This window comes from Pseudomonas oryzihabitans, from assembly GCF_024652905.1.
Lineage (GTDB): Bacteria > Pseudomonadota > Gammaproteobacteria > Pseudomonadales > Pseudomonadaceae > Chryseomonas > Chryseomonas benzopyrenica.
Genome location: NZ_CP102429.1, coordinates 163,235 through 175,099, shown reverse-complemented (window position 1 = coordinate 175,099; position 11,865 = coordinate 163,235). Strand labels below are relative to the sequence as shown.

The following is an 11,865-nucleotide window of genomic DNA, read 5'->3' as shown; positions in this document are numbered from 1 at the left end:
ATAGGGTTGAGTTGTTGATTAGTTGCTGGAAGGCACGTGGTCGAGGGCCTCCAGTAGGTCGGTAATGTCGGTGGCCTCACATATCATGCGTCTGACATAGAGATCACGGTCATCTATAGAAACACAGCTGTCTGGGCTGGATTCGCCACACCAGTTACTGTCTCCGTCTTCTAGAAAATAGAGGTCGACTGGATTGTCAGCTTCAAGCAGTACCTCGCCATTCTTGGTGTGACGAACTACCACATTGGTCCGCAGCGGTACGTCTGCAGCGACAACCTTGAAAAACCAAGTGGCCTCTGAAGAGGCAGGTGATTTACAAGGACCACACACGAACGCCCACTCTGCGGCTGGATCGTCTGGGATACGCTCAAGAATCACATTTCCCATAGCTACACGCCCGGCGGCCAACTTACCGAGCTCATCGCTCAGAAAGCGGGACGCAGCAGCCCGCGGGTTGGCAGCTAGGACCTCGTCCATCACGGTCAGGCCTTTCGAGTAAATGGCACAGCAAAACTTTTTGTTCATGACTATCTCCGGGAGTAGGAGGTGGTCATGCCCCGAGGGGGACATGGCCACCCAGGGGGTTAGGAAACGCAGACGCTGCGACGGGCGACCGCCGAAGCATCGAAGCAGAGGTCGTCGACGGCCTGAGTCGTGAGGCTCCAGGCCGAGACGAGGCACCGCGGCTTGCCGAACTGGTCGCGCGCCGCGGTGCGCCACAGCGGCAAGGCCATCACGTAACGGCTGCCATCGAAAAAACCGATGATGGCGCCGGCCGCCGATGCTCGCGGTGCAATGTGACGAAATAGCCGCTTGCCGAAGGGAGACACGACGAAGCGACTCGCCGCATCGACCGTGCTCAGACCAGTTACCTGGGCGGTCACCCGGTAATCAGCCATTTCAAACGTGCAGTGGTAAAGGTTCATACCGATCGCTCCAGAAAGAAGCGAGGCTATGACCCTGCAGGGCCAGTAGCCCCGCAGGTGGGTGAGGTGCTGACCAGGTCAGCTGAGGAATCTGCCACCGCACATGCGGGGACAGAAAAGATCGCTTTCGCAAGCTTGGGCTTGGGAAAGCCATCTCGAACGGATCAGGAAGGGTGCTGGGCTGCCAGCTCAGGCGTCGATGCGCGCTCCGACTATAGCGAAGCGGCTGGGCCGACGCCAGCAAAGCCCCCTCTGGACGCCAAAGCGCCAGAGGGGGGATATTTACGCAGCAGCGTAGCGGTTAGGGCTGAAGACCCGGGCACGCCCGCGCTCGTAGTACACCAGCAGGTCGTCGAAGCCATCGCCGCGCTCTCGGACCAGGGTGAAGCGCGGCCGCTTCCCGGGGCCCATCTCGCGGTGAAGCTCTAGAACCGCACCGTCCGAAAGCTCCCAGAGCAGGATTTTCATCGTATCGGTGGTGACGCTTGCGCGTCGGCCGATCTGGCGTGGTCCCAATAGCCTTGCAGCTTGGAGAATGATGGTCATGCATGCACCTCGAAAGAGGCGGGCACGCACGCCCCTAGCGGGCATGAATGCCCGCTAGGGTTGAAGCTCAGGTCACGCCGGTAAGGACGCGCTGAGTTGGCCGATCACGCTCATCACGCGATCGGGATCTATGGCAAAGCTACCGCCGACGACGTGCCTGGACAGGCTGTGTTCGCGAACGATGCAATCCTCACCGTCGACGCCGGTCTCTTCGTACAGCTCAGCGTCGGGGGCGCCGTATTCCAACGTCACCACCCGCATAGCCGCAGAAGATTGAAGGTTCGTAATGCCGCCCTCAGAGAGCGTCACCACAAGCGTCGGAGGCGAGACCATCACCGTACCTGCGTCCTGGACGAGCTCGGCGCCAATTGCTGTTACTGGGTTGGCGCCGTCGGCGTTCAGGTAATTCTCGATGAGGTCATCGATCTCCTCGCTGGAGAGCGGGTCGACCTCACCGTCGTTGCTGGCAACATCCACCAACGGCGATGGATGCTGGCCCTCGTGCAGCTGCCAGAAACGCAGAGCGGCGATGAGGGTGTGAAGAGTACGATCGTTCATGGTCTGCTCCTTGAAGCGAGGCCATGACCCCCACGCGGGATCATGCAGCCCCGCGCTGGGTTGGTGGTGTGCTGACTAGGCGTCAGCTGGCTTTCCCGTCATCGACATCGATGACGAAGAAGTCTGCTCAGCAAGCCATCGCTTGCTCAAAAGACTCGATAGAAGGCCCGCCCCCGGGTGGGGGCAGGTGTGTCACGCAACAGTCAGCAGGGCGGAACGCGTCCGCCGCAGCGTCTCTCGGGATAGCAGCATCCCGCGATCAGTCCCGGTGCCTAAGCACAGGTCCAAACCAAACTCAGCGATCAGCTGGGAGGCGTTCCCAGGCGCTGCAACCGCGGCGCCGGCGAGGCAGCTGCTCAGCAGCTGAGCGACGTCCTCCCCGGGCAGCGTGCTGGTGACCACGTCGTCACCGGTGTTGCGGTCCCGCACGGTCAGCTGATCGGCTGCGGGCGCCGTTGTCAGGAGCTTGCGCAGCGTCGGCGACAGCCGTGGGATCACCTCGGGCGAGCCCAGGTGATACTCCTTGAGCAGCGTAGGCTGTCCGAAACGGACGACCACCTGGCCGATGTCACCGTAGTGCGCCAGCTGGCGGCATCCGGTGAGCGCCTGGCCAAGACCGCTCCAACGAGCGTTGCGGCCCGTCTGATCGAGGATTCCCAGGATCCGATAGCCTTGGTAGCTATGAACGAACGGGACCACGATGCGGTTGCCGAGGCGACCACGGCCGACGACCGTGAAGGACCAGAAATCGGTCCCGCAATGCGAGGGCTGCCGTAGACGCACGCGAGAACCTGCACGCTTGAGTAGCAGCTGACAGACCAGCAGGGCTTGATGGGTATTCATGGTTTTGCTCCTGGGTGGGAGCGGGACCATCCCAGTGCGGGGTGATCCCGCAGTGGGTTATGGGTGTTGCGTACCGTCTACCGCTTCACTAGGCGGGATACCGCTGAGCGCTAGCACCTCATCGAACGTGTGGAGGCGAGACCAGCCGGCCTCCTTACTCCACACCCCGCCGAGGTAAATCCGAAATGGCTCCGGCGTGTAGTCGCCATACTTCTCCGGCTGGGCCAGGATCAGATCGATCTGCGCCTTGTATTCTTCGTAGCGTGACCGGTTGAACCCGGCAACGGCTTCGAGCGACAGCGGCAAGAAACAACGCACCAGGCCGACTGACCCGTTGACGTCCCGCTCGAACTCCTCTGGCGAGAGGTTCGAGTAGGTATCGCGGATCCTGCGCTCGGTCTGAACCTCAAACCGGCACGATGCGCCGTCCAAAACACAGTCGAACGAATGGCAACCTTGGTAGCTCGAGCGCCAGCGCACCCGAAGGTTGAGCATGGTTCGCTTGACCTCAGCAGAAGACACGGTTTGGGTAGTCGTCATGGGGAAGCTCCTATGAAGAGAGCGGCCCCTCCCCCCGCGGGAGAAAGGCCGCAGAGGGTTTAAGGTCTATCGAGGATCGATCAGGTACGCACCCAACCGACCCCTGGTTCGTATCGGGCCGCATGCACTACGGGATAGGGCTCGCGAACCGGATCGTCTTGCTTGATCACACCATAGCGCTCGGGCTGACTGCATAGCCGGTTGAGGCGCTCGGTGTACAGCTCCTGTCGCCAGGCGTTGAAGGCATCCACCAGCGCCGCGCTAGGCGCAGACTGGTTGAGGCAGCTGATGAGGTTCTCGCGACCAACCACATCGCGCAGGTACTCCTCATCGGTGAGGCCGCTCATCCAGTCACGCAGGTGCCGGTGGGAGCTGTCTCCCACAATCACCCGGTAGTGCCGGCCGTTTTCCCACACATCGTGTTCCCACTGGCCAGCGAACCTTAAGCGCTGCCTGAAGCGAAAAGCGGGTACCGAATTGGCTTGTGTCATGGTCGTCTCTCCAGTTGAAGAGCGGGCCACCCCCTACGCGGGAGTAGCCCGCTCAGGGTAGGTTGATGCCGGATACGCCGGCGGCGATCAGGCGTGCTTCTGCAGGATGCGGCCACGCCAGATGGTGCGCGTGACGTGCTTCTTGCGTGTGCCGGTCGGATTGCCATCGGCGTCGAGGATTTTCTCGTCGACTTCGACAGTTTCCTTTCCCATGCGCTTGAGCTGCACCCGATCACCAACCTCGATGTTCAGCTCATTGACAACCTGCTGCAGCTCGATTCCCCAAACAAGACCACCGGTGTCCAGATGTACCAGGTAGGAGAATGACGAGTTTTTCTCGAAGCGGTAGCGATAGCGGCCGTGCCGCTTTACAACCCCTTCTTTAGCGCCGGACCAATCGATCACGTCCGAAGATACCGGCGATGGCGTGGCCCGCCGCTCCGCCTTGGGCGGGGCAGCAGGTGACTCGTCGGAGACCGGCAGATCCTCGCCGACGTCGAAGCCCTCATAGTCAGCAAGGCTCGCCGGCGGCGCCGCGAAATAGTCCTGCCCGGCAGCCGGGGTCGACCTTTCAAACGGGATGAACTGCGCAGCGTGATGAAACCGCGGCAAATCCTGCCAGGCGGTGTCTGCTGCACGCGAAGGGAAGCTTCGCAGCGAGCACGGCCCGTCTTGCATGACCCCGCGAAGGCGCTGCGCGAATTCGCGCTGCCGGTCTTGCAGTGCTTCACGCTGAAGCCGATCAAGCTGCTCGTAATCCGCCCGGGTGCGATAGGCCTCCGGAGCACGATAGGGAAACAGCAGGGCATCGACTACAGGTGACTGGGTGGGTAGATAACGCATGGTGAACTCCTCGTAGAGAGGAGACACGTCACCCCGAGGGGGAACGTGCCCCCAAGGGTGTGATGCTCCGGACGGGCCGGAACGATAGGTGCTGGAAACCTCCAGCTGGGTATCTCTCGACCAACAGAGGTCGAGGAGAATCTGATCGGCGCAGCCTGGCGCTCTGCCCATGAGACTCGAGAAAAAGCCTCCCCCGGTGAGGGGGGAGGTGTCAAGCAATCACACCGTCAGTTGCTCGAGGACCTGGTGCTTGGTGAGGGTTCGAACCAACCCCTCGCGCAGCAACTCACTGTCGACGCCGGCGAAGTAGGCCAAGGTCTTGAACGAGAAGGGACCGAAGTCCTCCTCGTCCATCACCCAGGCCCAATGCTCCTGGCGAGACGCCAGCGAATTGCGCCGGTCCAGCAGAACGCCCAGCGCGTGATGCAGCATGTATTCGCGAACGCGATCGATATCCGCGTCAGTCCAGACGTAGGTGTCGACCTCGCTGTCCGGAATGGCCAGCAGGTCGAAATACAGCTGCTCGATATCAACCGCGGTGTTCGTCTTGCGAGGCGCCCGTTTGACCCGCGGCCTGGGCAAGCGCTGCGGTAAGGGAAATTCGCAAAACGAGCTTTCGGTGAAAGAAAGCGCAAGTTGCATGGTATGCCTCCGGTAAGGAGGAGACACACCCCCCACCAGGGAGGTATGTCCCCTGGTGGGTTGTCCGCCGTGAGGCGGTTGGTAGATCTGCGGCCGCGGTTAGGCGGCCTGGGTCAACACACGCTGCACGAGCGCCTGGAGGGCGCTGCGCAACTGCCCGAGGTCATCCAGCAACTGCCAGTGACCGGTGCCAAACATCAGCTGCAGGTTCGTGGCCTTCGCCTCGCCATAGGCGATCGCGAACACCTCGATTCCTGAAGCGCGACACCGGGCGACCATATCGATCACGTCGGTCACGTTCCGCGGGTCGCCGTCGGTGCTGATGATCAGCACCTTCCGCTGTCCCTTGGCGCGCAGCAGGTCGCCGGCGGCCGGCCACATGGCGCTGGCCAACGGTGTTCCGCCGGAAGCGGTCAGGCCGAAGCGCTGTTCTGCCACTGCGCTGGCCAGGTTCTGGCCGTGCCGTTTCAAAACACCGACCTGCTCTCGATCCCCCCGAGGGAAGACCATCGCACCACTGGTAACGCCGGCAATACCCTCCAATGCCGTAAGCATCGCAAAGCACGCCTCCTCCGCAACCTGGATAGGCTTGCGCCCGCCGGTCTTCAAACCCATGGAGCCGGAGCCATCGAGCAACAGCTGGATAGCAGCGTTGGTGTGCTGCACGGGTTCCTGTTTCCGGAAGATCCGGTTTTCCCCAACCCTCACCCGTGCAAGGCTCGCTGTATCCAGACGATTACCCGTTTTGCGCACGGTGACCCGTGCGTTCTGGCTGCCCTGAATGAGACCGTTGAGCACCTGGCGCAGCCCCATGGAGGCGGCGCGTCCGTTGATGACAACGTCCTGCTGCAGAGCCTGTGAACCGACAGCGTGCGCCAGCACCGAACTCGGCGTGGAGCTTGTGCCGCCGGCGTTGGCGCCGATCAGGGTAGCGGCTTGGGATGAGACGTCCCCAAGCGCATCCTGCATGGCCTGCGAGTCAGCGTTTACCACCCGCTGCTTCAGGCTTGGCTGAGCGCCCTGCTGATCGGCGCCAGGCTGGCCGGACGCCGCTTGCGCGTCGCCTTGACCTGCCTGATCGCCGTTGCTGGCGTCGCCCTGCTCATCCTGACCAGGTTGATCCTGACCTTGCTGAGCGCCTTGATCCTGGCCCTGTTGCGGGCCCTGGTCCTGACCTTGCGGCGCAGGATCAGGATCCGCGCCAGCGTCTGGCTGCTGAGGCTCCTCTTCGTCCAAGACATCGAGTATCCGATGGGCGAGCTGGTACACCCCCGCGGTATCCGGCAAGCCGGTGACCGTGGACAGTAGCCCGAGGATTTTCGCGCGTCGGCCGGCACCAAAGGTGTTGGCCAACGCAGCATCCAGGACAACGGCGACCTCTTCGATCGGCTGATTGAGCAAACGCGCCCGGCCGATGATCAGGCAGGCGTCGTGCAAAACAACCGCTTCGGATTTCCCGTCGGCGCTCCAAGGCTTCTGGAACACCTCTTGGGCAGTCACCCGCAGTGGCTCGATGGCGCAGTAATGGTCTTCCATCATGCGCTTCTCGATCCGCAGATCTTCGAGCAGGTTCAGAAAGCGACCCATGAAGGGGCTTTCTGCATTGGCCAGCTCATAGGGCTCATCGTCCGTGTACTTGATGTGCGCCGACTCATGGGCCGTCCACCCGAGGGAGACGTTGACCATGCGAGGCGACTCATCTTTGAGCACCGGCAGGTAGATCACCTTGTCCTTTGTGGCCGGCTGGTTTCCACCAAACTCGATGCGCACCCCCAGGTCGTCGCAGAAGTAGCGCGCGATGATCGGGAAGGCGTTGCTCAGAGAACGTTGCATAGCTGTCACTCCAGTAGTGGAGGACACACCACCCCCAAAGGGGGCAGGTGCCCCCGGGGGGTTGGTTTACATGCAGAAGTCCAAGGCGTCCTGGGTAGTCGGCATTGGGATGTTGGCAATAGACGCAGCAACGCCCAACGCCGACATCTGGGTATCGATCACCTGCCCGTCAATGGCCCGGGCCTGCAGCTCTGCAGCTACCGAGCTCAGATCCTGAATACCAGGTGCTGCCTGCTGACCGGCGATCTCATCGAGCAGCTCGCCAACGGACATGCCGCCGTCGTCCGCAGGGGACGGCGACTGCTCGATCACGGCGGCAGAAGCTACGACGGCACCAGCAGCTGCCGGGGCTTGTTCGATCACGACACTCGCCGCCGGCACGCCACCAGTGGCGGCAGTCTGCGCAGCAGATGCCGCGAAGGACGCGGCCAGCTTCGAGATGTTGCGCTCGTCACTCAAGGACAGCATGAGTGTCTGCAGCGTTTGGAAATGCCCACCCTCGTACGGCCCCTTTTTGGGGAGCTGCTCGATGACGGACATCATGTGCTCGGCGACCAGATGGATCCCAGGATTCAAGAACGCAAGCGAGGTGAGCTTGCGGTGAATCTTCAGGATCGCGCTGACCGCCTTGCGGCTGACAGAGGACTTGTTGGCGAAACTGCCATCCACCAGGTCCTCGGCCGCGTCCGCGATCTCCCGGAACAGCTGTCCGGAAAGACCCTCCACTTCCTGCTCCAGCCCCTTGCTCAGGGCCGGATCGGACTTGTCGGGCACCACGCGCACCAGGGTGTAGCGGAAGCCCAAACGTTGGGCCACGACCTCTTTCGGGGTCTTGGCCTTCTCGATCGCAGCTTGCCACTTCGGATCCTGATCCCACTTCTGCGCCCACGCGTCGAAGTTCGAGTCGTAGTTGTCGAGGAAGGATTTGATCTCAAGGCCGAACTCGCGCTGGATGTCGTCGAGCTCCTTCGCGATGGCCGGAGCCGCGTCGTTCGGGATGCCGTAGCCGCCCAGGAAGCGCACGCCTTCGCTCTCGAGGAGGCGATGGGCGCGGCGCTTGAGGTTGTCGAACCGCTTGATCTGCTCGGGATCCATGATCCGCTTGCTTCCCAGCGATGCGAGCTCCGCCGGCGGCAGATCCACACCAGGACCGAGGTCCTCGATACGGAGCTTTTTGCGGCCGGACCAGATGTTGACGTCGAGACCTACCAGCAAGAGCTTGCTGAGGGTTTCGATTTCCTTGATGGGTTGAGCAGTTTGCATGGTGAAGACTCCGGTTTGGGCGGGAGTCTTCCCCGATGGGGAGAGACCCCCATTGGGTTTGAGATGAGCTGCTGGTGTTTTGAGTGCCCAGCTGGCACTTCGCAGCTGCCTCCACATGGAGGCGGCCGAGAACCGGATTTGCTATAGCCGACTATAGCAAATCGGGCTCAGAGAACGGGGGCCCGAAGGCCCCTATTCACCAGTCAAACGTGGGCAGATCGTCCTCGACTTCAGCGTCGCGGTCGAACGCCAGGTACATGATCGCGCCGTCATGGGCATTCTGGCAGTAGTCCAGGATGTCCTTGAAGGCTTTCGATGCGCCGGCTTCGATGAGACCTTCGATAGTCACGCTACCGATGCAGATGACATAGCCATCGCGGGTCTCGAGCACCGCTGGCACGAGCGTGTCGTTGGTCTTGAGGGTGTCGCGATAGTCGGCGGCCATCCGGTCCAGAAGCAGGAAGTCTTCCTGCGTGACGTGGGCATTGGACAGCTCGATCGACTTGGTGAGGTTCAGTTGCATTGCATCGCTCCATCGTAAGGGACGGAGGCCACCCCAGCGGGATGGCCCCGCCAGGGTGGTTTAAAAGCAGAAGGACGTCTCGCCTGAAGCAGCCGTATCGGCGACCACAAGGCTCGAAAGATCCATCGGCCGCGGCATAACGCCCAGGGTAACCAGGGCATCACGCCATTTCGGCATCGACGCATCGGTGAGGTTGCAGACGCGCTGCAGCACCAGGTCCCAGCCATCCGGCCGAGCGGGCTCCAATGTGGCGCCGGTATCGTCTGACAGGGTCAGATTCGACGGCTCCTCCAGAGCTACCTTGAGTGCAATGAGCATCACAACCTTTTCGACCTCGTACTCCGGATCCACCGAGCCCGCGGCAAGCTTCCCGAAGGAAGCCTGCACAGCCTCGAAGGCGCCGGAGATTCCGAGAGATGCCGCAGCAGCGCTCAAGCCAGACAATGCCTGGCCAGCCCACCACTGCGTATTCGCCTGCTCGAACTCGTTCTGGTCCGCGGGGGCCAGCGCAAAGTAGAGCGTCACGGTTTAACTACCGATGGAACGACAGGATCATTTGCCCAGGCCGCGCCGAACTTGTCCTTCGCGATGGTATGGATCACCAGTCGCATGGGCTTGTCCGTCCGGTTGGTCAGTGCCTCGCGCAGCGCCTGCGCCAGAGGGCAGGCGAACGGGAAGTTCGCTTGCTTGCTGGCAGCGGTGCTGTAGGTCGTCGCGATACGGGCCCAGCGCAGCAGGGTCCGCGTCGAGAAGGTGACCGTGAGCCCCGCTTGGCCAGCCTTAAGCGCCTGGTCGGGATTGCCGATGAACTGCTGACGCACTCCATTGGCCACATCGATCATGGTGCTCAGGATCGTCGCATCGACCTGGGGCAGCGTCGCCTGCAGAACCGCGAGCTCCTCCTCCTTGGTCAGGTAGGAGACTTCCAGCATGCGGTACCGATCCCAGGACGCAAGGTTCTGGGACAAGGTACCTGTGTAGAGGCCCGTCTCATCACCTTGACCCCGCGTGTTGCAGGTGATGATGAAGCGGAAGTTGGGATGCGGCACGATGACCTCACCACGGTTTTCGGCCAGCACCAGGGCGCCGCCTTCCAATACCGCGTTGAGGCCGGCCATGACAGCCGGATCCAGGAAGTCAGCTTCATCCAGGAGGAAGATGCTGCCCTCTTTCATCGCCAGCGCCAGCGGCCCGTGCGCGAACACGGTCTGCTGATCACCGGTGACAGGATCACACTGCAACGACATCTGACCAATGAGCTCCGGCATTTCCATGCGGGAGTGGGCATTGACCTTGCGCAGTGGGTACCGCATCCGCGCCGCGATCTGCTCAACGACGGACGTTTTACCGGCGCCGGTAGGGCCTACGAGTGCCAGCGAGTCACCGCCCGACGCTGTCAGGAAGTTCATCACGGGCATGCGCAGTTCAGTGCGGAACAGGAATTGCGCGTTGTGCTTGGGTACCAGGTCGAGTAGCGGGTGATTCTCGGCGGCGAACGCAGGCGACATAGTGTCAGCGTTCGTACCAGTAACACCGTAGGCGGACATCGGGACGCAAGGGGTAAGGTTCATGGTGAATCTCCAGTGAGTTGGAGGCGCACCACTCCCCTACGGGGCGTGGTGGCCCCTGTAGGGTTTCAATGATTGCTGTGAAGACGCACAGCTGCGTTATCGCTCTCGGGCCGCATAGCCAGAGAACAGATTCGGGAAAGCTCTGGTAAACCGGAGGTTTACCGCAACGTTCCAGGCAAGAGACAGGGGCGCTTTCGCGCCCCCTCATCCTCACAGGCAAAATGCCTGAGATTCCGTCTCCTGGTCAACCGATGGAAGCCTCATGGCCTCCAGCGCGGCAGTCGTGATTGGGTGATCCGAATCGAGGGTGATCCGGACCCGCTCAGAGGGTGCCTGCCGGAAACGCTGACGCTCCTCCTCAGTCGCCTGCAGCTTTCGGCTCTCGAAGAGATCCTTCCACCGCATGTTGCCGGCCTGCTGGTAGCGGACGACGCGAACGCCCTCCGCTTCTGCCAGCATGTACCCGCCCATCTGCTCGACCAGATCCGCCTGCAGGGCTTCGCGTTGGCCCTTCAGGGCTTTCAGCTGTTCCTGCAGCGTGCTCGCCAAGGCATCGACGTCGCGTACCTGCTGCGCCGTCGCTGCCCAGCGCGCCAGGGCACCGTCGACCGGGGTGAAATAGTCGCGCTGAGGATCCTTCTCAGGTTCCTTCTCGCTGACCACCAACTCCCAGAACAACTGCGCCTGCTGCTTGATGAGCTCGATGGTGTCCGGATCGCGACGGATCTCGAACACCAGGGGCTGTCGGGTCGTGCTGTAAAACACGAGATAGCCCCTGGCAGAGCCAGCCACCGCAATCTGGTGCTGTACCTGCCACCAATAGAGCCGGTAGGGCTCGCTCTTCTCGCCCTGCTCCAGCACCAGGTCGAAGTTCTTGTCCGAGGGGACCTTCACCTCGACCGGGCAGCCGTCGTCGTCGACGCCATCGAAGCTGGCGCGAAGAAGCGGAAACGTCGCGCACTCGCCGCATAGCGGCAGGAGCGTGGTCTTGTACCGCTCCTCGAACCAGGCGACCGCGTACGGCTCATGCAGGATGCCAAGCCGGACCTGCGGAATCATGGACAGGTCCAGCGGCGCTACACGGCCGGTGAGCTCGGCCCACAACCGCCAGCGCGTCTTTTCCACATGCTGGCCCAGGATGACCGCTGTCGCGGTCGCCGTGATGCCCTGCCGGCGCCAGGCGTGCCATTCCGGCGTGCGCTGGCGCAAGTCGACAATATTCATCATCACCTCCAGGTTAGGAGGGACCCCAGCCCCAACGGGGATGAGGCCCCGTTAGGGTTGGG

At 62.1% G+C, this 11,865-nt stretch carries 15 protein-coding genes; all 15 read right to left on the bottom strand.

What is annotated here, in order from left to right; translation table 11 throughout:
• Positions 1-18: 18 nt before the first annotated feature.
• Positions 19-525, bottom strand: coding sequence for a hypothetical protein (locus tag NRG74_RS23455; RefSeq protein ID WP_257706746.1), 507 nt, complete (start codon positions 523-525; stop codon positions 19-21).
• Between the two features lie 59 nt (positions 526-584).
• Positions 585-926 (bottom strand): hypothetical protein, encoded by a 342-nt coding sequence (locus NRG74_RS23450; protein WP_257706745.1) that lies wholly within the window; start codon positions 924-926, stop codon positions 585-587.
• Between the two features lie 282 nt (positions 927-1,208).
• Positions 1,209-1,472 (bottom strand): hypothetical protein, encoded by a 264-nt coding sequence (locus tag NRG74_RS23445; RefSeq protein ID WP_257706744.1) that lies wholly within the window; start codon positions 1,470-1,472, stop codon positions 1,209-1,211.
• Positions 1,473-1,544: 72 nt separating this feature from the next.
• The gene (locus tag NRG74_RS23440; RefSeq protein ID WP_257706743.1) at positions 1,545-2,030 is read right to left on the bottom strand and encodes a hypothetical protein; all 486 of its coding nucleotides are present in this window, start codon (positions 2,028-2,030) and stop codon (positions 1,545-1,547) included.
• Positions 2,031-2,222: 192 nt separating this feature from the next.
• Complete coding sequence (locus NRG74_RS23435) at positions 2,223-2,873, bottom strand: hypothetical protein (protein WP_257706742.1); 651 nt, start codon at positions 2,871-2,873, stop codon at positions 2,223-2,225.
• A 57-nt stretch (positions 2,874-2,930) separates the two neighbouring features.
• Positions 2,931-3,413 (bottom strand): hypothetical protein, encoded by a 483-nt coding sequence (locus NRG74_RS23430; RefSeq protein WP_257706741.1) that lies wholly within the window; start codon positions 3,411-3,413, stop codon positions 2,931-2,933.
• 80 nt (positions 3,414-3,493) lie between these two features.
• Positions 3,494-3,904, bottom strand: coding sequence for a hypothetical protein (locus NRG74_RS23425; RefSeq protein WP_257706740.1), 411 nt, complete (start codon positions 3,902-3,904; stop codon positions 3,494-3,496).
• An 87-nt stretch (positions 3,905-3,991) separates the two neighbouring features.
• Positions 3,992-4,747, bottom strand: a complete 756-nt coding sequence (locus NRG74_RS23420; protein ID WP_257706739.1) for a hypothetical protein — start codon at positions 4,745-4,747, stop codon at positions 3,992-3,994.
• 219 nt (positions 4,748-4,966) lie between these two features.
• Positions 4,967-5,389 carry a hypothetical protein gene (locus tag NRG74_RS23415; protein ID WP_074585472.1) on the bottom strand — a complete coding sequence of 141 codons (423 nt, stop codon included), beginning with the start codon at positions 5,387-5,389 and terminating at the stop codon, positions 4,967-4,969.
• Between the two features lie 99 nt (positions 5,390-5,488).
• Positions 5,489-7,222: a VWA domain-containing protein gene (locus NRG74_RS23410; protein ID WP_257706738.1), complete on the bottom strand. Its 1,734-nt coding sequence runs from the start codon at positions 7,220-7,222 to the stop codon at positions 5,489-5,491.
• A 66-nt stretch (positions 7,223-7,288) separates the two neighbouring features.
• The gene (locus NRG74_RS23405; RefSeq protein WP_257706737.1) at positions 7,289-8,485 is read right to left on the bottom strand and encodes a DUF3150 domain-containing protein; all 1,197 of its coding nucleotides are present in this window, start codon (positions 8,483-8,485) and stop codon (positions 7,289-7,291) included.
• A 196-nt stretch (positions 8,486-8,681) separates the two neighbouring features.
• Positions 8,682-9,008 (bottom strand): hypothetical protein, encoded by a 327-nt coding sequence (locus NRG74_RS23400; RefSeq protein WP_257706736.1) that lies wholly within the window; start codon positions 9,006-9,008, stop codon positions 8,682-8,684.
• Positions 9,009-9,068: 60 nt separating this feature from the next.
• Positions 9,069-9,533, bottom strand: a complete 465-nt coding sequence (locus NRG74_RS23395; protein ID WP_257706735.1) for a hypothetical protein — start codon at positions 9,531-9,533, stop codon at positions 9,069-9,071.
• Positions 9,530-10,579 (bottom strand): AAA family ATPase, encoded by a 1,050-nt coding sequence (locus tag NRG74_RS23390; protein WP_257706734.1) that lies wholly within the window; start codon positions 10,577-10,579, stop codon positions 9,530-9,532. The genes NRG74_RS23395 and NRG74_RS23390 overlap by 4 nt, the downstream gene beginning before the upstream one ends.
• 210 nt (positions 10,580-10,789) lie before the next feature.
• Complete coding sequence (locus NRG74_RS23385; RefSeq protein WP_257706733.1) at positions 10,790-11,803, bottom strand: YqaJ viral recombinase family protein; 1,014 nt, start codon at positions 11,801-11,803, stop codon at positions 10,790-10,792.
• Positions 11,804-11,865 lie beyond the last annotated feature (62 nt).

Coding starts and splice junctions, on each gene's coding strand:
- NRG74_RS23455 (WP_257706746.1), bottom strand. CDS start 525: ATGAACAAAAAGTTTTGCTGTGCCATTTACTCGAAAGGCCTGACCGTG.
- NRG74_RS23450 (WP_257706745.1), bottom strand. CDS start 926: ATGAACCTTTACCACTGCACGTTTGAAATGGCTGATTACCGGGTGACC.
- NRG74_RS23445 (WP_257706744.1), bottom strand. CDS start 1,472: ATGACCATCATTCTCCAAGCTGCAAGGCTATTGGGACCACGCCAGATC.
- NRG74_RS23440 (WP_257706743.1), bottom strand. CDS start 2,030: ATGAACGATCGTACTCTTCACACCCTCATCGCCGCTCTGCGTTTCTGG.
- NRG74_RS23435 (WP_257706742.1), bottom strand. CDS start 2,873: ATGAATACCCATCAAGCCCTGCTGGTCTGTCAGCTGCTACTCAAGCGT.
- NRG74_RS23430 (WP_257706741.1), bottom strand. CDS start 3,413: ATGACGACTACCCAAACCGTGTCTTCTGCTGAGGTCAAGCGAACCATG.
- NRG74_RS23425 (WP_257706740.1), bottom strand. CDS start 3,904: ATGACACAAGCCAATTCGGTACCCGCTTTTCGCTTCAGGCAGCGCTTA.
- NRG74_RS23420 (WP_257706739.1), bottom strand. CDS start 4,747: ATGCGTTATCTACCCACCCAGTCACCTGTAGTCGATGCCCTGCTGTTT.
- NRG74_RS23415 (WP_074585472.1), bottom strand. CDS start 5,389: ATGCAACTTGCGCTTTCTTTCACCGAAAGCTCGTTTTGCGAATTTCCC.
- NRG74_RS23410 (WP_257706738.1), bottom strand. CDS start 7,222: ATGCAACGTTCTCTGAGCAACGCCTTCCCGATCATCGCGCGCTACTTC.
- NRG74_RS23405 (WP_257706737.1), bottom strand. CDS start 8,485: ATGCAAACTGCTCAACCCATCAAGGAAATCGAAACCCTCAGCAAGCTC.
- NRG74_RS23400 (WP_257706736.1), bottom strand. CDS start 9,008: ATGCAACTGAACCTCACCAAGTCGATCGAGCTGTCCAATGCCCACGTC.
- NRG74_RS23390 (WP_257706734.1), bottom strand. CDS start 10,579: ATGAACCTTACCCCTTGCGTCCCGATGTCCGCCTACGGTGTTACTGGT.
- NRG74_RS23385 (WP_257706733.1), bottom strand. CDS start 11,803: ATGAATATTGTCGACTTGCGCCAGCGCACGCCGGAATGGCACGCCTGG.